General features: G+C 36.0%; 21 protein-coding genes. 8 read left to right on the top strand and 13 right to left on the bottom strand.

What is annotated here, in order from left to right; all coding sequences use genetic code 11:
- Positions 1 to 232 precede the first annotated feature (232 nt).
- The gene (locus CES88_RS02390) at positions 233 to 1,867 is read left to right on the top strand and encodes a hypothetical protein (RefSeq protein ID WP_290730416.1); all 1,635 of its coding nucleotides are present in this window, start codon (positions 233 to 235) and stop codon (positions 1,865 to 1,867) included.
- Here CES88_RS02390 and CES88_RS02385 read toward each other — a convergent pair whose 3' ends face one another.
- From CES88_RS02385 to queA, 7 genes are all read right to left on the bottom strand, one after another.
- Positions 1,868 to 2,548, bottom strand: coding sequence for a hypothetical protein (locus CES88_RS02385; RefSeq protein ID WP_290730413.1), 681 nt, complete (start codon positions 2,546 to 2,548; stop codon positions 1,868 to 1,870).
- Positions 2,517 to 3,440 carry a protein translocase subunit SecF gene (gene secF, locus CES88_RS02380; protein WP_290730410.1) on the bottom strand — a complete coding sequence of 308 codons (924 nt, stop codon included), beginning with the start codon at positions 3,438 to 3,440 and terminating at the stop codon, positions 2,517 to 2,519. The genes CES88_RS02385 and secF overlap by 32 nt, the downstream gene beginning before the upstream one ends.
- Before the next feature lie 14 nt (positions 3,441 to 3,454).
- The gene (gene secD / locus CES88_RS02375; RefSeq protein ID WP_290730407.1) at positions 3,455 to 5,167 is read right to left on the bottom strand and encodes a protein translocase subunit SecD; all 1,713 of its coding nucleotides are present in this window, start codon (positions 5,165 to 5,167) and stop codon (positions 3,455 to 3,457) included.
- Positions 5,168 to 5,305: 138 nt separating this feature from the next.
- Positions 5,306 to 5,572, bottom strand: coding sequence for a twin-arginine translocase TatA/TatE family subunit (locus CES88_RS02370; RefSeq protein WP_290730404.1), 267 nt, complete (start codon positions 5,570 to 5,572; stop codon positions 5,306 to 5,308).
- Positions 5,573 to 5,581: 9 nt separating this feature from the next.
- The gene (yajC, locus tag CES88_RS02365; RefSeq protein ID WP_290730402.1) at positions 5,582 to 5,929 is read right to left on the bottom strand and encodes a preprotein translocase subunit YajC; all 348 of its coding nucleotides are present in this window, start codon (positions 5,927 to 5,929) and stop codon (positions 5,582 to 5,584) included.
- A 24-nt stretch (positions 5,930 to 5,953) separates the two neighbouring features.
- Positions 5,954 to 7,072, bottom strand: a complete 1,119-nt coding sequence (gene tgt / locus CES88_RS02360) for a tRNA guanosine(34) transglycosylase Tgt (protein ID WP_290730399.1) — start codon at positions 7,070 to 7,072, stop codon at positions 5,954 to 5,956.
- Positions 7,069 to 8,115 (bottom strand): tRNA preQ1(34) S-adenosylmethionine ribosyltransferase-isomerase QueA, encoded by a 1,047-nt coding sequence (queA, locus tag CES88_RS02355; RefSeq protein ID WP_290730396.1) that lies wholly within the window; start codon positions 8,113 to 8,115, stop codon positions 7,069 to 7,071. Before queA ends, tgt begins: the two co-directional genes overlap by 4 nt.
- Positions 8,116 to 8,253: 138 nt before the next feature.
- Between queA and CES88_RS02350 the strand changes: the two genes are divergently transcribed.
- Entirely contained in the window at positions 8,254 to 8,469 is a 216-nt protein-coding gene (locus tag CES88_RS02350) for a hypothetical protein (protein ID WP_290730394.1), read from the top strand.
- Here CES88_RS02350 and CES88_RS02345 read toward each other — a convergent pair.
- From CES88_RS02345 to CES88_RS02335, 3 genes are all read right to left on the bottom strand, one after another.
- The gene (locus CES88_RS02345) at positions 8,454 to 10,370 is read right to left on the bottom strand and encodes a hypothetical protein (RefSeq protein WP_290730391.1); all 1,917 of its coding nucleotides are present in this window, start codon (positions 10,368 to 10,370) and stop codon (positions 8,454 to 8,456) included. The two genes, CES88_RS02350 and CES88_RS02345, sit on opposite strands and share 16 nt — an antisense overlap.
- Positions 10,371 to 10,439: 69 nt before the next feature.
- Positions 10,440 to 11,741: a glycosyltransferase gene (locus CES88_RS02340; RefSeq protein WP_290730389.1), complete on the bottom strand. Its 1,302-nt coding sequence runs from the start codon at positions 11,739 to 11,741 to the stop codon at positions 10,440 to 10,442.
- The gene (locus CES88_RS02335) at positions 11,741 to 12,646 is read right to left on the bottom strand and encodes a response regulator (protein WP_290730386.1); all 906 of its coding nucleotides are present in this window, start codon (positions 12,644 to 12,646) and stop codon (positions 11,741 to 11,743) included. The genes CES88_RS02340 and CES88_RS02335 overlap by 1 nt, the downstream gene beginning before the upstream one ends.
- A 54-nt stretch (positions 12,647 to 12,700) precedes the next feature.
- Between CES88_RS02335 and CES88_RS02330 the strand changes: the two genes are divergently transcribed.
- Both CES88_RS02330 and CES88_RS02325 read left to right on the top strand, forming a co-directional pair.
- Positions 12,701 to 13,747 (top strand): hypothetical protein, encoded by a 1,047-nt coding sequence (locus CES88_RS02330; protein ID WP_290730383.1) that lies wholly within the window; start codon positions 12,701 to 12,703, stop codon positions 13,745 to 13,747.
- Positions 13,716 to 14,870 (top strand): polysaccharide deacetylase family protein, encoded by a 1,155-nt coding sequence (locus tag CES88_RS02325; RefSeq protein ID WP_290730381.1) that lies wholly within the window; start codon positions 13,716 to 13,718, stop codon positions 14,868 to 14,870. Before CES88_RS02330 ends, CES88_RS02325 begins: the two co-directional genes overlap by 32 nt.
- Here the strand turns inward: CES88_RS02325 and CES88_RS02320 are convergent.
- A complete protein-coding gene (locus CES88_RS02320; protein WP_290730379.1) occupies positions 14,862 to 15,809 on the bottom strand; it encodes a hypothetical protein in 948 nt (315 codons plus the stop codon). The genes CES88_RS02325 and CES88_RS02320 overlap by 9 nt on opposite strands.
- A gap of 156 nt (positions 15,810 to 15,965) precedes the next feature.
- Here CES88_RS02320 and CES88_RS02315 point away from each other — a divergent pair, with 156 nt between their 5' ends.
- The 4 genes from CES88_RS02315 (at position 15,966) to CES88_RS02300 (ending at position 21,402) form a co-directional block, all read left to right on the top strand.
- Positions 15,966 to 17,648: a DUF4105 domain-containing protein gene (locus CES88_RS02315; protein ID WP_290730377.1), complete on the top strand. Its 1,683-nt coding sequence runs from the start codon at positions 15,966 to 15,968 to the stop codon at positions 17,646 to 17,648.
- Between the two features lie 71 nt (positions 17,649 to 17,719).
- Positions 17,720 to 19,123, top strand: a complete 1,404-nt coding sequence (locus CES88_RS02310; RefSeq protein ID WP_290730375.1) for a hypothetical protein — start codon at positions 17,720 to 17,722, stop codon at positions 19,121 to 19,123.
- The gene (locus CES88_RS02305) at positions 19,116 to 20,849 is read left to right on the top strand and encodes a hypothetical protein (protein WP_290730372.1); all 1,734 of its coding nucleotides are present in this window, start codon (positions 19,116 to 19,118) and stop codon (positions 20,847 to 20,849) included. The genes CES88_RS02310 and CES88_RS02305 overlap by 8 nt, the downstream gene beginning before the upstream one ends.
- A complete protein-coding gene (locus CES88_RS02300) occupies positions 20,830 to 21,402 on the top strand; it encodes a hypothetical protein (protein ID WP_290730369.1) in 573 nt (190 codons plus the stop codon). Before CES88_RS02305 ends, CES88_RS02300 begins: the two co-directional genes overlap by 20 nt.
- On the opposite strand, the gene CES88_RS02295 is transcribed toward CES88_RS02300, so the two are convergent.
- Together CES88_RS02295 and CES88_RS02290 are read right to left on the bottom strand one after the other, a co-directional pair.
- Positions 21,397 to 21,657: a hypothetical protein gene (locus CES88_RS02295; protein WP_290730366.1), complete on the bottom strand. Its 261-nt coding sequence runs from the start codon at positions 21,655 to 21,657 to the stop codon at positions 21,397 to 21,399. The two genes, CES88_RS02300 and CES88_RS02295, sit on opposite strands and share 6 nt — an antisense overlap.
- Positions 21,650 to 22,522 carry a ParA family protein gene (locus tag CES88_RS02290; protein ID WP_290730364.1) on the bottom strand — a complete coding sequence of 291 codons (873 nt, stop codon included), beginning with the start codon at positions 22,520 to 22,522 and terminating at the stop codon, positions 21,650 to 21,652. The genes CES88_RS02295 and CES88_RS02290 overlap by 8 nt, the downstream gene beginning before the upstream one ends.
- Positions 22,523 to 22,589: the final 67 nt, after the last annotated feature.

Below are 22,589 nucleotides of genomic sequence, written 5' to 3'. Positions count from 1 at the left end.
TTTTTATAAAAACCTAATTCACTGTTATTTGGTAATTTATCTTCTCAAAAGATGCCCATTTTATGAGTAGTTTATCTTCATTTAAAATCACCACACAACCAGTTAACTATATGAAATCACATATAGTTAAGATTAGCTAAGGAAAAAGTGCATTAAGGGCCTAAAATAATAGGAAAGAATTCAAGTATAAGGACAAGATGTCGATGAGTTAATAACTACTAAAGGATAGAGCTTGAAGAAAATAATTGGTTACCTACTTTTATTCATCACACTCGCAGGACTAACGTCATGTGTATCCGGTGATGGTCGTAAGGGAAAGCCAGTTATCAAATCGAGTAATCAAGGCTCAGGAGCTCTTGGTTGTGAAGACGACTTCTTTCTTCTCTCTACTGGTGACACCTGTGTTACTGAGTGCCCAGAAGGGACTTCTATTGCTTCAGCAGAAGATCTTGCAGAACTTCTTGAAGGCGAAGAAAATGAAAGTAATAAGACAATCGCTGAAAATTCAATCGGTGTTTGTATTGATGATAAGATTACTCGTCCTACTGATGAGATTTTTATTAAGAAAGATTTCTGCGCCTGTAAGGCCGGAGTCCCAGACATTATTAACAACTGTGAATCCTTCTGTGCTTCACAGACTGTTGATACACCTACTCTCTTTGTTAATACAACACTAGGTCCTAACGTCGAATTAAATGAAGAACTTGGGTCTCTAGACAAATGGTGTAATAGTGAAATTAGTGATGGGCTAACAGGTCCGGCATGCTTTCTAGAGCTCTATGACGGAAACGGAACGAGTGATCTATCTGTAGAGATTGCATCAGGCTCAAATAGTTTCAAAGCAAATATTTCTTCTCTTGCTCTTAATAAAACATATGTTGCAACACTTAAGGAGAAAGGTTCTGGATCAAATGCAAAGAGTAAGTCATTTCAAATTAGAAGAATTGAATATAGTACAGGTAATGATAATGATGAAGCTCCTTTAAAAATTATGCCTATCTCCCAGTACACTTGCTTAACTAGAGCTGGTACTCAAGTTGATGCGGGAAATATTTATGAAAATGCCGCAAGACTACACTACTACTTTGCAAGTAATAATAATCCACCATCTCTTCCTCCAGGTGACCCGTTCTTATTCTGTCACGATGTAACGAGATTTGGTGATGACGACTCTCCTCTCTATGACAGGCTAGAGCTCATTCCACAACATATGGCCCTTTGGGACTTATCTGATATCCGTTTTGCTGATCAAAACACTGACTCCAGAGCAGATATCAACGATACTATTCAGCAAAGACTCTTAGATGACTACGGCATTACAAAGACAATTAATATTTTTGGACTTCTCACTTGGCCTAATATGCCTAATATTGATGGGAACACACCAAATCTTGGTTACTATATGGTTCCTTGGATTGATCCTGTTAGTGGTAGGGCGTTCTGCCCTAATCAGACTCACTACAATAGTAGTGACAAGCTCTTTAATATTTTAAAAGAAGTTATAGGAGTTAGTACTGAAGGAATGTATATGGCGGTTAAAGAAGCTGAACTCTTATCTAATAATGATAACGAGCCAGTTCTTGCACCAACAGATATTATGATAATTAGAGAGAACCTTCTAAAGAAGATTTGGTTCTACTATGAAAATAATCAACACTATGTTCCAGATGAGATAACTGCCACTCAGAAAACTATTCACTTCTACTGGCCAGCTGATGTCAATAATCCGTATATCAGAAAATCGACTCAAAAGATTTATACTATCAGACGCCCTAATGAATTAAATGTTGGCTCTGATCAAGTGGGAATCCCTACTACTGTTTCACCTGCAGATAAGAGATTTGGGTGTATGCCTGCTCTTGATTAATTAGAGAAAAACTTCCTTAAAAATATTAAATGTCGGGGCAAGCTCTGTCCCGAAAAAGAAAATTAGAATAAAAATTCTAAGTCCATAAATAAATAACTTTCTAAAGAAAAATCGAATAAACCTCTTCCCCATAGAAGATTCTTTTGAAGACATTCTAGCTAAGATAAATCCTAGAATGAAGGTAAAAAGGTTCGCCAAAAAGAAGAAGAGAAGCTTCTTCTTATCTTTAAACATATCTAGCAAGTACAGAAGCGCCCTATTATCTCTTAGTAAATGAGTTATAAAGTCTACACTCTTAGGGAAGACTTTAGTCATTCCTTTAGCAGGAGATTTGGAGATATTCTCAGCGATTTGCGCTCTAGAAGATTCGTAACTCATTCGCGAATACTGCGAATTAATTTGAGTAATTAAAGGCCTAAGTTTATCTGGGGACATGTCTATTTTTGGCATTCCGCCCTTAGCGCCATTTCCATGAGTTCTCTGAATACTTTCAACCAACTTCTGGTTTTCTTTTCTATAATCGGTAAGAGATTCCTCAATATGATCATCACTATCTTCAGTATAATCGTCCTGAGCAAGAATGGAAGACAAAGGGCCTAGAATAGAAAATCCAAGGCCCAATAGTAAAATTAAAAAGTGTAGAGAGTTCTTATGCTTTGGCAGCGTTCTTCTCCTCAGCACCTTTTATTCTATCAAAGAATAGAGTTACAGGAGCTGCAACGAAGATTGAAGAATAAGTACCAATTAGAACACCAAGAGAAATTGCTAAGAAGAAATCTTTAATAGCAAGTCCGCCAAAGAAGTACATCACAACAGATACAAATAGAGTTGTAAGTGAAGTCATAATTGTTCTTGAAAGTGTTTCATTAACAGCCTTATTAATATGATTTGATAGTGGTAGAGATGGATTCTTATCTTCATGCTCTCTCACTCTATCGTAAACGATAACTGTATCATTCACAGAGTAACCAATAACAGCAAGAAGAGCCGCGACAGTTTGCAGAGTAAATTCAACGTGGAAGAAAGAAAATACACCAAGAATAATTGTTACGTCGTGAAAGAGAGCAACGATTGCACCTGGAGAATATTTAAAATCAAATCTTAGACCGATATAAATCATGATCGCAATTAGCGCCCAAAGCATCGCCTGGAATCCAGAGATTCTAAGTTGAGCTCCGGCCTTTGGACCAACGATATCAACTTTACGAACTTCAACACCTTTACTTGCGTAAGAACTTAAAAGAGTTTCTGAAACTTTCTCAGTAATTTGGTTAAGGTTCGTCTCATCACCTTGTACTTTTACAAGGAATTCATTCTGAGATCTCTCTCCAATTGTTTGAGCAGCAATTCCCTTGAAGCCTGCATCTTTTAAATCTTTACGAAGATTATCTAAGTTAATTGTCTCAGTAAACTTAAGTTGGATTTCAGCTCCACCTCTAAAGTCTACACCGTAATTCATTCTACTGGCGATTCCAAATATTGAAACCGCAACAAGTAGTAAAGACACTACGGCCGTTACAGAGAATTTACTTACGAAATTTATTCTTGTATTACTTCTAATTATTTCAAACATAATTTCCCCCAAACCTAAATACTTAGGTCTTCTCCTTGAACTTTGTCCATGTAGAATTCAAATAGTAATTTACCAGCAAAGTACGCAGTATAAACCGTTGCAAAAATACCGATAAGTAGAGTTACAGCAAATCCTCTAATTGGACCTGTACCAAAGTTAAGAAGACAGAAACCAGCAAGAGCTGTTGTGATGTTTGCATCAATAATTGTCCAGAAAGCTGATTCAAAACCACTTTCAACAGCCTTATAGTTACTCACACCTTTTCTTATCTCTTCTCGAATCCTTTCATAGATAATAATATTCGCATCTACCGCCATACCAATAGTAAGAGCAATACCTGCAATCCCCGGTAACGTTAGAGTTGCCTCAAGCCCAACAAGACAAGCTATAACAAGAATAACGTTTAACCCAAGAGTGACGATGGCAATAGCCCCACTCACTCTGTAGTAAATTAGAATAAATCCAAAGACAATAAGACATGCAACTAATGAAGCAAAACGAGCTTTATCAATTGAATCGTGTCCAAGAGATGGACCAACCGTTCTTTGCTCTAGAAAATCTAGCTGGACAGGAAGTGCACCAGCTCTAAGAACTAGGGCAAGGTCACGGGCCTCTTTCATCACTCTATTGAATCCACCGGACCCAAGAGTAATTTGCGCTCTACCGCCACCAATTCTTGTTTGAATATTTGGAGCACTATAAACGTTACCATCTAGAATGATAGCAAGTTGTCTTCCAATATTTTCACCAGTAATAGTTTCAAATAGTTTTGCTCCCGCAGATTTGAATTCAAGAGAAACATACGGCTCATTCTTTTGTTGATCGATCTGAACTCTAGCGTCTTGAAGGGCTTCACCAGTAAGTGTTGTATTTTCTTCAACAAGGTAAGGAATCTTAGACTCAAGTTCATTTGTAAGCTTGTTAACAGTTTTTTCAAAAGCAAGAATCCAACCAGAAGGTAGAAGCTTTTCTTGTTTTAAATGCTCGTTAAGTTTTGCGAGATAAGATGAAAATCTATCACCTTTCTTAAAGACAATCCCAGAAGCTTCCGCTTTTGTAATCCAGTCTTGAATCGTTGTAGGAGCAACTTCGTTGTTAACAAGATTGAATGTTAGCTTCGCTGTCTTACCAATAAGATCTTTCGCTCTTTCAATATCTTTAACACCAGGAAGTTGAATGATGATTCTATCATTACCTTGTGAGATAATTTCTGGCTCAGTAACACCAAATTCATCAATTCTATTTCTAATTACTTCAATTGACTTTGAAACAGATTGTTCTTCAATCTGAGTCTTTAAAACTTTTGTGAGTGCAAGTTGTAGCTGAGCCCCTGTGTCACCAGTAATTCTAATATATCCTTGGTAGAACTCATGAATCTTGGCCTTTGAAGCTTCCATATCACTAGCGTTTGCTAGGTTTAGAGTCATCATTGGGTCGAACTCATCTATAACGGAAAGGGACCCAATTGTAGAAGCTATTCCATTATCAGCTAAGAGAGACTCTACTTTTCTTGTATAACCTTTAACTTCATCTTTATATACTTTCTTGAAATCAATTCCAAGAATCATATAGAGACCACCCTGGAGATCAAGGCCTAGGTTAATCTTCGATTTTACAGGGTAATTACTCTCCTCTTGAAAGTCTAAAGCCGTAGGTAGAATAATTACTACAGATGTTACAGCGACAATAATTAGGAAAATAAAGCGATACCACCAGCTTCTTTTCATTCAATACTCCTCATAGGATTTTATAGGCGAGAACGCCAAAATTAAGCATAAGATTTTAATCACTTAAAAGTATAGAGGATAACTTTGTAAAAAAGCAATGATTGAAGTGGCAAACCACCAAAATAATTAGATTGGTGGCTAGGCGTTAGAATCGTCTGAAGGTTTTTTATTGTCGCTTGATTCAGCAATGACTTCACTTGTCGCGTCATCATTGCTCGAATTTTGAGATTTTTTCTGCTCATCGGCAGAAGCATTTACTTGATCAAAGAGATCATCTTTGGCTTTTTGAAATTCACGAATCCCTTTACCAAGGCCCCTTGCAAGCTCTGGGAGCTTCTTTGGACCAATAAAGAGAAGTGCAAAAAGAAAGATTACTAGTAACTCAGCTCCGCCGATTCCAAACATACTTACCTCTTATTTCTTATCTTCTTTCTTATCGAAGATTGAAGAGGCCTTTCCACCAATATGGCTTCTTAGAACTTTTACTTTAGTTCCTTCAGCAACTTCAAGAGTGATGATCTTATCAGTAATTCCAGTGATAGTTCCAAAAAGCCCTGATTTAGTAAAAATTTCCTCACCTTTACCAAGTTGGCTAAGCATTGCTTGCTCTTCTTTTGCTTTCTTAGCTTGTGGTCTAATCATAAGAAAATAGAAAATACCAAAAACAGCAATCATTGGAAGAAATGAGCTTAGTGCATTTGGTTGTCCAGCTGCTGCAGCTGCTTCTTGTGCTAATACTGGAGTAAAAAGTAAGTCTAACATGTGTGCGTCCTTAATTTATGGGGTCTAAACCCATTGATTTGATGTGTAGTTGTTATAAAAGTTCTTATAATATTCGTCAAACGTTCCTGCAATAATATGTGCTCTGGCCTGCTTTGTCATATCCAAGAAGAAGTGTAAGTTATGGTAACTTATAAGCTGTCCCGCAAGATATTCACCCGTATTATAGAGATGTCTAATATATGATCTTGAGTATGTGCTACACACCTTGCATGAACAGTCCGGGTCTGGAGCTCCAGGGTCTTCTTTAAAGCGCTCTTTCTTTATATTGAGTGGTCCATGATGGGTTAGAAATTGGCCGTTGCGAGCATTTCTTGTAGGAAGAACGCAGTCAAACATATCCAGACCATTCTTTATTCCTGTTAAAATATCAAGAGGCTTTCCTACTCCCATTAAGTAGCGCGGTTTATCCTTAGGCATAGTGTGAACAAAGTCTGCACAGAATTCCACCATCTCCTCGTTCTTCTCTCCAACGCTAAGTCCACCAATGGCGTATCCTTCAAAGTCCATTTCAGTAAGCCTCTCCATACACTCTGTTCTAAGATCTAGATGAAGTCCGCCCTGAATGATTCCAAAGAGGTTTTGATGATCTTTGAGTTCAAAATCTCTGCATCTCTTGGCCCAGCGAAGAGTTAATTCCATACTCTCTCTAAGACGATCTTTTGTCGCCGGAAGAGCAGGACACTCATCAAAGTTCATGACAATATCACTTCCAAGGGCCCTTTGAATTTCCATCGATTTCTCAGGAGAGATCATATGATAAGAGCCGTCGATATGAGACTGAAAACGAACACCTTCTTCAGAAAGCTTATTCATTGAAGAAAGGGAGAAGACTTGATAGCCACCACTATCCGTTAGAATAGGTTTTTGCCAATTCATAAATCCGTGTAACCCTCCACCAACTTTTTCGATCAGCTCGTGCCCAGGACGAAGGTAGAGATGGTAAGTATTTCCAAGAATTATTTGCGCTCCGATTTCATCAAGCTCATGCTGCCACATACACTTTACAGAGGCTCTTGTTCCAACAGGCATAAAAATTGGCGTTTCAATATCACCATGAGCAGTCTTAACGACTCCCGCTCTGGCCTTTCCGTCATATGCTATATTTTCATAAATAGTTGTCATTCTTCCCTCAAAATTAACATGGAGTCACCATAAGAAAAAAAGCGGTACTCATTTGCAATGGCCTCTTGGTATAGCTCTAAAGTTTTCTCTCTTCCAATGAGTGAGCTCACAAGCATTAGTAGCGTTGACTTTGGCAAATGAAAGTTTGTGATAAGGCCATTGATAGAATTTACCGAAACTCCAGGATGCAAGAAGATACTGGTCTCCTTAATTTCACCAGGAGTGATTTCAAACTCACTACCATTGTGACAACTCTCAAGAACTCTTAGAGAAGTTGTCCCCACTGCAAATATTTTCTTATGGTTTAAAATTTTATTCTTATTTTCTGAATCTACAAAGAATCTTTCAGAATGCATTTTATGATCAGAGAGATTATCCGTCTTTACAGGAGCAAATGTTCCAAGACCTACGTGAAGTGTAACTTCTGCTCGCTCAATATTTTTTTTAGCAAGACCCTTAAAGACATCTTCTGTAAAATGAAGTCCTGCAGTTGGAGCTGCGACACTACCAACTTCTTTAGCAAAGACTGTTTGATAATCTAATTTATCAGACTCGTCGCTTTCTCCATTTCTAATATAAGGAGGAATCGGTATCTTTGCGAAGCTTTCAAGATAGCTTAAGAGGTTGTCACGATTAAAAGAGACAAAGAAATTGCCATCATCGATATCTCTAACAGTGGCCACTAATCCATCTTCAAAGAAGTACTCATCACCAATATTTTTCTTAGAACTTGTTTTAATAAGAGCTTTATAAAATCCGCGCTCATCACCCTCTGTTGTAAGAAGAAAAATCTCACACTTACCACCAGTCTTCTTCTTTCCAATAAGTCTACATGGAAAGACCTTGCTCTGATTTACAACGAGTAAAGAGTTCTCTGGTAAGTAATTTGGGAGATTATAGAAGTAGTCGTGAATAATTTCGTTAGACTTGAGTTTATAAACTAGGAGTTTAGAATTATGCCTTCCAGGAATCGGTCTCTCAGCAATGAGCTCTTTTGGAAGGTCGAAATCGTAATTACTTAATTTTAAATCCACATCAGACATTGTTGCTAGATTCCATGAGTTTTGTCATAATAAATATATGTATTTAAACAGTTTTGAGTTTTAACTGAGGAATCAATGCTAGGCAAGGCTTCAACCCTAATTTTCTTATTAAGTATTAATATTTTTGCGGAAATCTCCATGCAAGACGAGCTCAGTAGTCTAAGAAGCGCTTCAGAGAATGTGGAGCTTAGCCAATGGCAAGTTCTAGCTCCAAAGAAGAAGATTGCTCCTAAACAAGAAACTATGATTATTGAAGATAGTATTGGTCTAAAGAGCAGCGCATTAAAAAAGGAAGAAGCTGAAGAACTCCAAGCTTCTGAAGATAATAGAAGTATCCGTTATCGATCTAGGTAATTGCTTGCATTTATTTGAAGCTCTTTCTCTGAATTCACTTTATCAATAAGCAATACTTCCCTTTTTCCGTCTCTTTCAAGCAAAATTCTAAAATTCTCAGCATCTCTATTTCCTGAATTTTCTATCTTAAATTCAAAATCATTCTTTAAAGGGTTTCCAGCAATTCTTAAATTTTCCTTAGCTCTTCTCCACTTAATAATTTCTCCTAAACCAAGAGAATTATCTTTAACCTTGGAGAGAATTTCTTCGAATGCTTCTTTGGCCATATAGTCACTCACTCCTAGAGAAGAGAGATCATAAATGGCAAGGCCTCCCACTGACTGAGAGTCTGAGAAAATTTCTTCTAGTGATCTAACTAAATCATCAGCTGTTGAAAGAGACTTGTCATCTAAGAGCTCTCTTAAACTTTTAAACATCTTTGGCACTAAGAAGTAATTTAATCCCGATAATAAAACCGGCGAATAAGAAATCTCCTTCGTTGTTCCATAGAGATAAGTTAACTTATTCTGGTCTGAGGCATCGAGTAAGGCATCACTCAAGAAGTCATTGTGGCTAGTTAATCCCTTAACTCCTGAGAAGCTTAATTCTTCAAGCTTTAATCTTACGTTTTCAACAAGATTAAAAGTGCTTCTATTATCTAATTTTTCAAAATTATGATTAGGAGAAGTTAGGATAGCGACTTCTGAAGTGGCCTCTTTTGAAGTCCTTGCATCTAGGTCTTCATAGGAGAAATTATTGGTAAAGAGTGTCCACGCTCCTTTAAGAGGTGCAAAGAGTTCTCTTGCATCTTTCAAATCGTCACTTGGCTGATCTTGTCTGTAAACAAAGCTCACTCCGGTTTTTGAATCTCTATGGTTTGCGATTTTAAAGACTGGAATTGACTTCATTTTTGCAAAGATATTTAAAAAGACCAAGTCAGAATAAGGATGATCGATAGGATCAAGAGAAGTCCAAGTTAACTTTTCTTCTCGCACTTCACGACTAAGAAGTTTTGAATTCTTCCGTAGAACTCTCCCATTGTAATTAGAAGAGAGAATATTAGCCTCACGAGAAGTCACGTGAGCAAAACTAATATCTATAGGAAGCCAGGGCAAATAGCTCCCCCCATCAATTTCCCAGAGATAATCTCTCTCAGAACTTATCAGAGTCGGAAGTGCTGAATCTTCAGATTGAATTTTTCTACCTAATAAATCTTCAAGTAGACTCGTTTCAACTTCTCCACCTAGACCATCAATTTCCCCAAATCCTCCAGTGACAAGAAATGGATACTTACTCTCTTTTAAAACTTTCCTTTGAGAGTTACTAAGAGAAAGGATATGTGGATAAATACTCAAGCAATTAGAAGACTCTAAAATAGAGTTTCTCACTCTATAATTTAAATTATTTCTTTTAAAGAAGTCTTTCCACTGTAATAGGGCCAATGAATGATTCTCTTTTGAAAATCTAAGTGCCCTCGGCGTAGAAATAATACAAAAATTCTGCTTTCTTAATTGTCCTAAAAGATATTCTCTCTGATCTACTGTATTTCTAGAAATCATTTTTAAAATAACAGCACTCTCTTCACGAGGTGTATAAGTATACGTCTTTAAGTGACCTTGCTTAACAAGTTCTCTAAAATTACTTGCCGATAACACTCTATCTGACAGCACTCTTCTATAGCTAAAATAATCCTCAAAGAGAAGTAGACTAGCAATAACCGTAAAAAGAAATAAGAAGAGAGAGACAAATTTTACTTTAAATGAAACTTTCTTTTTATTATCTTTATCTTGTCTCTCTCTTTGTTCATTGAAACTCTTTTGGATCAAGGGAGAGAATCTTCTAAAAAAAGCTCCCTCAAGAGGATCATCTGTTAAGGTGCGCTTGGCTGAAGCAAGTCTTAATTTAAAGACAATATAACTCACGAGAGTCACCAATATTGTCGTTAAAGATATCGCCAATAATAAAATGTTAAAGAAGTTTTTTATATCCATTTAATTCAATCCTTTTCTAACTAAAACGCCCCACTTCATAGGTATTTTAAGTAACTCATCAAAAATTGAAAAGAAACGAATTACCTCTAAAATAAGTCCATAGGTCAAGCGGTTTAAGAAACTAAGTATAAGTAGTGAAAATATTCTCCTCTCCGTAATTATAGAGTAAAAGCAAAGAGCTACATCCAGAAGAGTTAATCCAATAAAGTAAGGACCCATAAGATCTGCTATATCATAGAGGAGTGCAAACTCTAAAGTTAGAACAATAAAAGAAAAATTAATGAGAGGAATCATTATCGTTTCAAAGAACATATAAGTGACAACAAAAGCACCGCGAGCACTAAAATTCATGCTCAACAGCCCTATTCCCTTAAAGATTGACTGTACCATCCCTCTTGACCATCTATAGCGCTGAGTGATCAGAGCATTTATCTCATCTGGAGCTTCGGTGACTGCAGAAATCTTATCGCAATACTTTATATTATACCCCTCCATTAGAAGTCTCATGCTCAAGTCACTATCCTCTGCAAAAGTATCAGAGCTATAACCACCAATGCCATATACCTTTCGTCTATCGAATACTCCTATAGGGCCTGGTACAATAGTGACCATATTCAAAAAAGACTGGGCCTTCTTATGAAAGTTTAAGCCAATGATATATTCCAATTTCTGAAATGCAGTGAGGATATTTCTTGAATTTCCGACTTCCACAGAGCCGGCCACTGCAGCTAAATTGGGATCTCTTTCAAAATAAGGAATGGCCTCGAGCAGTAAATTTTCACTTAGAACACTATCCGCGTCCATGCAAACATAGTAGTCTCCCACTGCCTGAGAGATACCATAATTTAGCGCATTGGACTTTCCTGCATTAGACTGGTGAATAGCTCTCACTTGCTGATGTTTCTCCATTGTTTTTGCAACAGCAAAAGTGTTATCAGTGGAGCCATCATCTACAACTAATATTTCAAGATTTGGGTAATCAATTTTTAAAACAGACTCAATAGCTGGAATTAAAACCTTCTCCTCATTGAAGGCAGGAATGATGATGGTAACAAGAGGAAAAGATTTAACCTCTCTTGATTTCTTGCAAAAGACAATCTCTAAGAAAGAGAGAATAAGAAGAATAAATGTTCTAATAAAAATAAGTATTAAGTAGTAAAGCATTATACTTGCAACAAAAGTAGCGTAAGGGTTTTCAAATTTCCAATTACTTGGAATATTCAAATAGAAAGTAATAGTAAGTAGAGAACATATGATAGTAATGGTTACAATACTTATAATGTTTAAGACATTACTCTTCATTACTTTCTATTTCCCACTAGAATTTTTCCAATCTTATTTAAAAAGAGTTGTTCACTATCTTCTTTAGGTCTTGAATTAATATAAGTAATTTGTTTGAAAGTATTGTGAAATATCTGAGAAATTTTATAGGCCTGAGAGATACTCTTATCAGTATTTTGAATATTCAATAGATTTCTAGGCTCATCAAAAACTAAGTGAGACTCTCTATGCTCTTGTCCAGAAAGTCCTATCAAATCATCTAAGAGAGGTATTAATTCCTGCATATACGAGAACTTAGTTATTAGAGTGGGTTTAATTTCTAAGAAGACGAGGCTCTCATCATCAATTAGATTCCTTACAGATTCATTCTCTTCATAGAAGTAGTCTCCCCTAGTCCATGATAGAAAGATAACCTTCTCCCCCTTAGGGATATTAGATATTATTGAATTAATATACTTATCTTTCTCTGCTAAATTAAAAGATGTAATAAAATCGACTTTATTCTTCTTTGAAGAAATAATATTAGTCACTGAATCAAGAATTTGATTGATATCAAAAGAGAGTGTTTTAATGGTAATAGGCTTTTTAATAAACCCTATTGCTCCTTGCGCTCTAACCCTTTCTCGATCTTCTTTCACCTCAGTAGAGCTCATGCAGATAACAGGTGTATCACAGAGAGTTGCATGATGCTTTAAGAGTTGTAAGATTTCAAAACCATCTACACTTGGCATTAGTAAGTCTAAAAGAATAAGATCAGGCATTTGTATTTCGCAAACCCTGATCGATTCAAAAATATTAGTGACAATATAAACATCGAAAGTCTTTTCAAGCGCTCTTTCAACTATTTTCCTTGTCACTAACTCATCGTCAATAACGACAATTTTCTTCTTATCAACCTTCTTTTCAAGATCATTTGAATTAACCAAGGGTACTCCAATTATTCTAAAGAATTTTTCTTTTATATAGAGTATAATACAGAAATGCTTTCAAAAATGTTCGGAATTATTTTCATTTGCCTAATCTCTTATTCTTGCGCTAATTTGCCAATATTTAAGGAAAATACTTCGATCAAGAATACGAGCTCACTTGTCCTCACAGGTTATGATAGAAATAGCTACACTAAAGGCAATGTGGAAGTTTACCTAAATGAATTGAAGCTACTGAATGCAAATACTGCGACTTTTCTCTATTCCTGCCAAACGAAAAATCTTCAATCAAGCAATATTGACTGTAGCTCAAGCTATACTCCGTCTTTAGAATCTCTAGAAATGGCCATAACAGCTGCAAAGAGACAAGGCTTTCAAGTTTCGGTGCGACATTATATTGATATAGAAACCAAAGAGTGGAGATGTCACTGGAACCCTAAGGACAAGAAGTCTACATTTACAAATATTAAAAGAGAATTAGTAGAGTTTTCACAATTTCTTGAAGAGTACAAAGTCGAATCATTCACAATTGGTGCTGAATACTGTCAATTGACAACTTCGTCTTCTAAAGAACACTGGCAAACTATTATCTCAAGCATAAGAGAAAACTTTAAAGGTACAATAAATTACGGAGCAAATTGGGAGACGATAAAAGGTCAAAATGAATTCTTTCAAACTCCCATCTGGGAGTTCTTAGATAATATCGGATTAGATTACTACTCACCTATACCAGACTCCGTCAAATCTTCACATATCTATCACTACCAGAAACAGAAGCTCTTAAAGTTTTCAAATTTTGCTAAGCGCTTAAAGAAACCTCTCTTTATAAACGAAGTTGGCTTCGCAGGATCTAGCAAAGGAACCCTAGAACCCTACGAGTGGAGAAATCTCACTCCTGGCAAAGAAAGAAGACAAGCAAATGCGTATAGAGAAACCCTTCAAGCAATAAAGAGCTTTGATAATATTCAAGGTATCTTCATCTGGAGAAAGCTAGCACAAAATAAGAATCAGATGAACCTCTATGGCCCAAGAGAAACAGGCTACGCTCTTTGGAAGAGAAAGGCATGGTATGAAATTCAAAGATTTTTTAAAGTCTATTAGTATTCTTTGCATCTCACTTCATCTGCAGGCAGATTTCGACAAGAAAGATGTATTTGTGGAGTGGGACTCTGGAAGGCTTCAACAGCTAGATGAAAATGTCAGCGTATTTTCTAAAAGTGCAAAAGAGCCGACCTTTCTAACAATTGATATTTCTAAAAAGAATCTTAACTTGAAAGAAGATAATATACTCTTTAATCTCATGGTTGACGATATAAGAAATCTAGATGGTTTAGAAATAAGACTCATGGAAAGCAGAAAGTCTAATGACTACCTAGCTTTTAATATTCCAATCTTCTTTGATTATGAATTTAATCTTCTTCAATCTTCAACTAGAACCAAGATCGCTCTATCTGGTGCAAATCTTACTGCAGTAGGAAAACCCCTTAAGAAAATTAATTATGTAACTTTCTACTTCTCAGCGAAGAAGCCGGAGACCAGATTTACACTCTGGTCGGTAGATACAACAAAGAAAAAGAGCAAAGGAGTACTCAGTCTAACATTTGACGATGGTCCCCAAGATAATCTCCTCGCGGCAAAAATACTAAAAAAATATAATATTCCAGCGACTGCTTATATTATGCCTAATTCACTAAACACAAAAGGCTTCTTAACTACGAGTGAGCTAAAGTTCCTCTCTAAGCAAAACTGGGATATCGACTCTCATCATGAAATACCTTTTACACACTTTAATCAAAAAGTCCTAAGACGAGAAATTGACGAAATTCATAGTTTTTTAAAGAAGAATAAATATAAGAGCTCCAATTATCATCTGGCCTACCCCCTAGGGAAAACGAATAGTAGCGCAGTAAGTGTTGTCAGCTCTAAGTTTGCGACAGCAAGGCTGGCTTCAGGAGGAATTGAAACAATCCCTCCTGCTGACCTTTATAAGCTTCGGGCCTTTAATGTTTTAAAAACAACAACTCCCAAAGAGCTTAAAGAGATTATCCAAAGAACAAGAGAAAATAATCAATGGCTTATTCTAATGTTTCACCATATTAAAGAAAGTGCGACAGATGAAATAGATTATTCAACCAGCAATTTTAGAGAACTTGCAAAAATCATAAGTTCTTCTAATATTGAAATTTTAACCATGAATCAAGTCTGGGAAAAATACTTAAAATGAGTAGGAGAAGTAAAGCTCTCCTCCCTCACTCCACCACTCACTAGAGTTTTGCTGAGACTTATTTCTAAAGAGACTCACGCCTCCTACCCAAGAGTTTCGAGAGCCATATTCCAAAGCGGTTGAGGCGTAGTAGGAGTTTCCACTTTCAAAGTCATCTTCTTTAATAAAACTATAAAGATAACTAACTTTTGCTGTTAGCTTGGAGAAGAATGTCTGTGACCACTCGACTTGTGGACCATGGGAAATAAATTTTTCAGGAGACCAGTAGCCTAAATCTCTCCTATCATAACTTAGTCTCTCCACACGGTAACCAATCCAAAACCATATAGGATAAGAGCTGCCACCAAGAACAGAAATACTTTGTCGATTGTTAGAGTTGCTCTGACTAATTTTTGAATACTCTAGCTGGTAAGGAATTCGAAGAAAGTCTTTAGGTGAGTAAACTCCTCTTAAGTCTGTTTGAATTCTCTTTAATTTATTCTCATAAGGCCCAGGAACGCCTCCATTAATAAAGAGAAAATCGTAATTAATATTTAGATCTAATGTATTCTTATCAAGCCTAATTCTTTGCCCAATTTGAGCAAAAGGAGTTGTGGAAGACTTCTTCTTATAATCTAGTTTATGAAGGCCTAGCTTTCCACTTGTATATGAATTTGCATTCCACTTTCTTCCATAACCAGCATAGAGTTTATTTCCAGATATTTCACCTAAGTACTCCGCATCAGTATTAGTAAAGCCAAAGTTAAAGTCGTGAGCACTCTCTTGGGCGTCTTCGTACGACCAAAAGATATCTCGCCGATTACTTCTATAATCAACTGAAGTAGTCTTTGTTTTGAGTCCATCAGAGGTATTAGAGAAGCGGTGAGAAGTATTTATTTGCGCCGGCTCATTTGCAAAAGAACTAGTGAGAGTGAAAATAGTCATTATAATTGAAAACATATTCTTCCTTAAATAGATTTACCTTAAATATACTAGAATATAAATTTAATGAAAGGGATAAAATATATACCTAAACCATTGATTTTTCGATGTAAAAAGTGTGTAAATAACTCATATTACATGGAAAAATCATTTTCTTGTGCTAGAAATTCATTTATGAAAATAATTCTTCTCTTTTTACTGTTTTTTTCAAAGAGTATCTTCTCACAAGAAGTTGACTCTGTTGAATTTCTTCAATGGTACGCTCAAAAGAAGGAACTCTATACGAGTTCAAAGAAATATATTCAAAGGCTTAAAAAGAAAATCGCTAACAATCAAGTTATTGGTCTCGAATTAATAATCGCTTCGGCCACAGATGAGCGAGTTGAATCTAAGTTTGGACATTCACTTTTCCGCTTTGTAGATAATGATGATGATCCGGGAAATGATATTACTATAAGTTTTGTAGCCGATGTTAATGGTCCTAAAGCAAGTAATATTGGCGGAGTTATTGGGAAGTATGGTGTTTATCCTGAAGTGAAATCTCTGCGACTCTTTGTGAATCAATATGTAAAAGAAGAGTCCCGCCCACTTGAAAGACACCTTATTCCTTCTAATTCACAGATGCAACAGGCCCTTATGGATGCTCTAGATGATTGGTGGAATGAAATTCATATTGCAAAAGAGACCATTTATAAAAAGGCACTTAAAGAAGCAAAAGATGATGCGCTAAAGAAGGCAGAAAAACTCTTTGGAGAAGATAATTATGAGCTCTTTGAAATTAAATTCTTTGATGAAGAATTTAAAGTTGAGAGAATTCATTCTTTTGGACTGCTAGAGAAGGAAGAAGTTCCTTTTGAAAATAATGAAAAAAGAGATGCTGCTCTTTATAGGCAGGCATACACAAGGGCCTACAACCTTTTAGATGTTGAAGCTCATGATATCGTCCTCAATCTTTTCCAAGAAGTATGGAAAGTAGAAAGTAGTACAGATATTTTGAGTCTAGAAACACTGGACTTAAAAGTTGCTACAGACTTAGCTCAGCAGAAGTTCTCTACAGATAGGATAAAGCTCTTTCAAAAATTTAATCAAGCTCTTGAGCCCATTGGATACTATGCCATGACTCTTGAGTACTTAGAGAATATCTCCATTCTAAAAAGAGCATCAATTGAACTCTCTATAAAGAATTTAGAAATAAAGAGCGCTGCTTCTGAGGATCTTGGAAAGTATACTTTCTTTTCTAATAATTGTGCCGGAGCTGTTATCAAATTCTTAAAGAAAGCCAACTTTCCCCATAAGAGAGTTGTTGGCATTCAAGGTCGAGTACCGGTTAAGTTAAATAAATGGATGAGTAGATCATTATTAGTTCCATACCCTTCTAAAATAATAGAAGGTGCTCAGAAACTAAATCATAAGATTGCACGAATCCTTGGTTTCTCTGATAAGGATTTTATCTCCTACACCTTTCCAATTCATCAATGGAAGATTATCTCAAAGTACATCAGCGACTCTGACAAATTTCTTTTTTTTGACTTATACGATCAAGTTATTTCAACTGAGTATTCAAACTTAGTGAGAAGTGAAATAGAGCCATTAAAAGCTCCAAAGTACCATCAAATTTACGGTCTAGAGATCTTATCACCAAAACTCTATCAACTCTGTTCGTCTAAAAAGTGCGCGTTAGAGATAGAGAGCGAGCTAAAAAGAACGTGGTCAAAAAAAGAGATTAAGGAAGTAAAAAAACTTGTACATCGTACAGGAAATAATACATTTATATATGAAGGCTTAAAGAATAGACCAGAAGTCCTGACTCATCTAAAACTCTTGAAGTATATTCCCCTAGACTTTTCAAAGAAATAATTCGTCTTCCCAATTCTTGCATTGCCTCCACATATTTGAGACAATAATTCCATCTTAACTGAGGAAATAAATTGTTTAAAGTGCTTCTATCATTTCTATCTATTAGTTCGGTCTACGCAGCAGACTTGAACATTAGTACTTATATTAAATGTCATCAACAATTTACTAACCAGAGAGTTTCTAGTGACTCAAAGGTGCTACTTAAGATAAGAAGTGGTGAAGTCTCTTCGCAGAAGGCCTGTATTAACTTATTGGAAAAGGCTTCCTTAAACAAGAATCTTCAACTAAAAGAACAAAACCCAAAAACAATCGCTATCCTAAAAAATATTCAATCTCTACATAACTCCTGGTTTAAATTATATAATCTGAACCGAGAAACTCAAGACCACGGAGTCACAAATGTCACTGATGCTGACCAGATGGCCTATTACTATACAGTAGCACTTCTAAGCAAAGATATTCCCTATAGTTCAGTCTTTACAAGTACTGACACCATCTGGGCAAAGAGAAAAGGAAGCGAAGAGAATATTTATAGTAATGACAAAGATATCCAGGGTAGGCGCTCTAAAATAGATGGAACAGGCTTAAGAAAGTGGCTCGTAGGAGGAGTAAAAGATAATCCCGACGACTACGGCGACGAATACTTCTGGAACCCTACCCTTGTTGAATTCGGAGAGCTCATTGGATTTCAAAGAATTAAAGAACATTCGTACTTTAAAAGGCTAAAAGAAGGAAAAAAACTAGACCAAAGTTCTCTAACTAAGAATTTATTCCCTGGAGCTTTTGGTAGCGTTCCCTACCTCATTTTAAATCTTGGCCATGATAATGAAAAAACTGACGGTGGCTACAAAATCCATCGCCGATTTGCGAGTAACTTCTTCTCAGACTTTCTCTGCCGAGATCTTCCTGTAATTGAAGAGAGAGATATTCACCCTCAGAAAGAATCAAAGATAAGCTTTAGGAATCAAAAAAGTTGCATGGCCTGTCACGAGACGATGGATCAATTCGCAAGCCTAACAAGTAATCTTGAAATTTTCAATGCTGGAGAAGTTCATACTAATGCCTACGTTTTTAGAGGTATTTATCAATATAAAAAAAGTAGTAATTCAAATTACCAGTACACTGATAAAGATCCAGACTTCTATCAGAAGAAGCATTCTTCGAGACTCTACTTTAGAGACTACTTAGGAAAATTAGTCAATAAAGAGATCAGTGACTCAAACCGTCTAGGAGAAGTAATTAAGAAACTAGATGATCCCTACCTTTGTACTATTAGTAGATACTTCTATTTCTTAACAGGTATAAGAATAGACTTAAATAATTTTACTTCTATGAATAAAGAATCAGACCTAAGAGATTTCCTCATCAAGCTCACAAAGGATTTGAAAACAAATCAGAGTACCTTGAAGACGATTGAGGAAATTATAAAATCTAAGTATTATATTTCATCAAATGGGCCAATATCAAATGAATAGAAGAAATTTGCTAAAGGGAATATTTATTAGTTCGGCCATAACCTATCCTGTCTACAGGCTACTTAGTGCTTTAATCAAAGAGGATAAATTCCAACCCCTTGGCGTACCAAAGGTTTCAAAGACTAGAAATTATATTCAATTTAATTTCTACGGTGGTCCCACAAGGTGGTGTTATGACCATTTCTTAAATCCTTATGGAAGTGAATTCATTCAAAACCCTATGACGTTCAATCAATTTGATCCAACATCTCCCTTAGATCAACAGAAGCTCTATCAATTTGAATATAAGAAAACTCATGTCCCATTACTTTGGTCAGAGGAACTTCATAGCAAGAGAAAAATGACAAATCTCTTAGATAACTCTCTCACAATTCGCGGAGTACACTTAGAAGGGACTACCGGTCACCCAATGAACTCTTCAAAAATGATCGCCCCTGGTATTGGAGGCTATAGCATTGATGGTTTATTAGCCGATCTCTCAAAAAAGCCTTTAACATCCATCACAGTTGGAGACACTCCAGTGAACAGAGCCTTTAAGTCAAGAGCTTCTTCAAATATAAAAGTTAAAGGAGATATTGAAAATCATCTAGACTATATACTGTCTCCATTTTATTTAAAAACTGGCGACAAAGAAAATAGTAAAGAAATGGAAGAGCTCCTTGATAATGCTATAAATATCTTAAATCAGTCAGAGACTTCAAAAAACCTTAAATCAGATTTAAAAAGGGCAAGAATCTTCTTCAAAGAAAGTATCGAAGCATTTTTGGCGGAGTATGATTCTCTCATTTTAAAGTATCAAGAGATTATCGCAGCTGGCCTAAAACATAAAATAAAGGGCGTTGATGACAAAGCGATCCCCACCCCTTCACTTCCTCTAACTCTAGACGGAGACATTGAAATTGAAGATGCTTTGGGTCCATATAAAGTTAATAACATCTATATTCTGTCAGAAGACTTACGACAATTATTAGACTCAGCAAACGTAGGAAAACTTGCGCAGAACTTTGCACTGGCAGAATTTATTTCAAAGTATGGACTAAGCTCATCAATTGTCTTCGCTAATAAGAATGAAATTGGAGAAATCTTTAGAAATGTCTCGGCAAAAACGTCTTACAAAGAAGAAAGTCTTAAAAAGAGTTATGACAAAATCACTAACAAAACTACTATAACTTCTACTTCTGCTCCAGGCCTTGAAAGACCTCAATTGTCTTTTGACTCTCATTCTACAGGCTCTCTAATCAATCTTCTTACCTGCTCTAAGTTTTTCTACATCTTTTCAAGCTGCCTAGACGAACTAATCAATGTATTAAAGGCAACCAAACTTGATAACCATAAGTCTCTCTTTGAAGAAACTATTATTCATGTCACTTCAGAGTTTGATAGAGTTCCGAAGAACTCTCTCTCAGGAAGTGATCATAATGAACAGGCCCATGTTTCAACATTTTATTCAGGAATAATTCAGGGGCCGATAGTACTTGGTAATATTCTCGTAGGCTCTCATCAAAGAGATAAGAACTGGGGAACTATAGGAAATAGTGCTCCAGTGAGTAGTTTAAATTCGAAAATTGGGATTAGCCACGTCTCTTCAACTTTATCGAGTTTACTTAGAATACCACCTATTATTAAACGCTCACCAAGTCTTATAAAAGTTGAAAAAGGAAGAGCTATTCCTATAGTTGAGCTCGCTAAAAATATAGGAGAAAATCATGAAACTTATAATAGCTAGTCTTATCTTACTATTGTTAAACAGTAAGGGCCTAGAAGCGATCGAGAGAAAGCAACAATTGGCCAACCGGTTTTTAGTAGAAAATATTCTACTAGAAGTATTTGGCCAACAAGTAAAGAGCTATACTAGAAAGTTTATCATTCCAAATATCAGTATTTTTGGAGGTCCTTGCGATATTTACGAACAAGTGAGAAAAGACCAAACAAGCGTTTCAAATATAGATGGTTCATGTTTTGGAAATAAGAATAATCACAAAGTCGAACTGAGCGCGAACTCTAACTCACTTAGAGCTGGCTTTATGCTGAAGACCTGTAAAAGTATAGTAAATGATTTAGAGCTAATGAAGCATTATTATAAGAAGCATAAAATCACAACTCCAAATGACTTTAACCTAAGTTCATTAGAAACAATACACCAAGATTTCTTTCCTTACTCAAAGATAAGTAAAGAACAGATCAAAGTACTAAAGAGGTTATTCTACGCTACGACTTCTAAGAAATGGAATAGTATAGTCCTTACCTATTGTATTTCTCCGAAGTGGCATCTCTTATAGCTTCTCTAGTAAAGGTTGAACTTTTTCGATTACCTTGTATAACTTCTCAACGATCTCATCAATCAGCTCTTTAAGAGCGATGAATACTGCGTACGACTGAACTTGCTCACTCATAAACTCAAACATACTTTCTAAGAATGAAATAATGGGCTCAAGGCCAAATTTCTTAACCAGTAATTCAAAAATATTGTTAACGCTTTCTACGTCTTTTCCATCTTTAGAAATATGATAAAGAGGATTACTTGTCTTACTCATGTAATTGCTCCGCTTTCCAGTCTGTAATAATTTGTGCCATTTCACTAAATTGATTTTGAAGAGGTAGAAATTCTTTGGAATTAAAATCAAAGACAGATTTCTTCATAGACTGACTTTTTACAAGCTGTGCTTTATTTAAAAATGGCTCAACAACAACTGCATCTTCACCAAGAGATTTAGAAATCATTTCAAGGTCCTCACCTTCTTGCTTTCTTCTACTATCCATTAAGTTAGGAATATGGGCGAGAACGTCTGGGATATTTGAAATCTCCATATCATTGATATCTTCTAATACTTCATAGAAGTGACTTAAGCCCTTATATGAAAATTCATCGGGCCTAAACGGAACGAGAGCTCCATCACTGGCGCAGAGAATATTTACAACAAGCAGACCTAGCGTTGGAGGTCCATCGATAACGATATAATCATAGACAGTTTTAAGAGCATTCATCTCAATAAACTTTTTAAGAATTAACTGTCTCGGGCTAGAAATTCCAGCAACAGTTAATTCAAAGCCAGAGAGGTCTTGGCCGGCAGGAAGAATATCAATTTTTCCCGACTTACAAACACAGTCCGTCCAAAGAGATGGACGATGCAACGGAGCAAGTTCACGGACAGAGTTCACAAGTAATTGAAAAATACTTGTTAGCCCCTGCTCTTTTGTTTCAATTTCAAATAAGTAACTTAAATTTGCCTGAGGGTCCATATCAATGCAGAGAACGCTTGATCCATTTTGCGCTAGAGCGTGAGCAGTATTAAAGGCCATTGTCGTTTTTCCCACACCACCTTTTTGGTTTAGAAAACTTATGACTTTACCTTTTCCAGTAGGTCTTTTTTCTCTATTCTTATTAAAAAAGATTCCCATGTCATCCTCCATAAATATTACAGAGAAATTCTACCCGATCTTAGATTTCATTACTAGGTAAATGGAT

This window comes from Halobacteriovorax sp. JY17 (assembly GCF_002753895.1).
Taxonomy (GTDB): domain Bacteria; phylum Bdellovibrionota; class Bacteriovoracia; order Bacteriovoracales; family Bacteriovoracaceae; genus Halobacteriovorax.
Note: the sequence above shows the minus strand (reverse complement) of the source record. Positions and strands in the feature narration are given on the sequence as shown.

Coding starts and splice junctions, on each gene's coding strand:
- secF (WP_290730410.1), bottom strand. CDS start 3,440: ATGTTTGAAATAATTAGAAGTAATACAAGAATAAATTTCGTAAGTAAA.
- secD (WP_290730407.1), bottom strand. CDS start 5,167: ATGAAAAGAAGCTGGTGGTATCGCTTTATTTTCCTAATTATTGTCGCT.
- CES88_RS02315 (WP_290730377.1), top strand. CDS start 15,966: ATGAAAATAATTCTTCTCTTTTTACTGTTTTTTTCAAAGAGTATCTTC.
- queA (WP_290730396.1), bottom strand. CDS start 8,115: ATGTCTGATGTGGATTTAAAATTAAGTAATTACGATTTCGACCTTCCA.
- tgt (WP_290730399.1), bottom strand. CDS start 7,072: ATGACAACTATTTATGAAAATATAGCATATGACGGAAAGGCCAGAGCG.
- CES88_RS02330 (WP_290730383.1), top strand. CDS start 12,701: ATGCTTTCAAAAATGTTCGGAATTATTTTCATTTGCCTAATCTCTTAT.
- yajC (WP_290730402.1), bottom strand. CDS start 5,929: ATGTTAGACTTACTTTTTACTCCAGTATTAGCACAAGAAGCAGCTGCA.
- CES88_RS02300 (WP_290730369.1), top strand. CDS start 20,830: ATGAAACTTATAATAGCTAGTCTTATCTTACTATTGTTAAACAGTAAG.
- CES88_RS02340 (WP_290730389.1), bottom strand. CDS start 11,741: ATGAAGAGTAATGTCTTAAACATTATAAGTATTGTAACCATTACTATC.
- CES88_RS02325 (WP_290730381.1), top strand. CDS start 13,716: ATGAAATTCAAAGATTTTTTAAAGTCTATTAGTATTCTTTGCATCTCA.
- CES88_RS02305 (WP_290730372.1), top strand. CDS start 19,116: ATGAATAGAAGAAATTTGCTAAAGGGAATATTTATTAGTTCGGCCATA.
- CES88_RS02320 (WP_290730379.1), bottom strand. CDS start 15,809: ATGTTTTCAATTATAATGACTATTTTCACTCTCACTAGTTCTTTTGCA.
- CES88_RS02370 (WP_290730404.1), bottom strand. CDS start 5,572: ATGTTTGGAATCGGCGGAGCTGAGTTACTAGTAATCTTTCTTTTTGCA.
- CES88_RS02350 (WP_290730394.1), top strand. CDS start 8,254: ATGCAAGACGAGCTCAGTAGTCTAAGAAGCGCTTCAGAGAATGTGGAG.
- CES88_RS02295 (WP_290730366.1), bottom strand. CDS start 21,657: ATGAGTAAGACAAGTAATCCTCTTTATCATATTTCTAAAGATGGAAAA.
- CES88_RS02290 (WP_290730364.1), bottom strand. CDS start 22,522: ATGGGAATCTTTTTTAATAAGAATAGAGAAAAAAGACCTACTGGAAAA.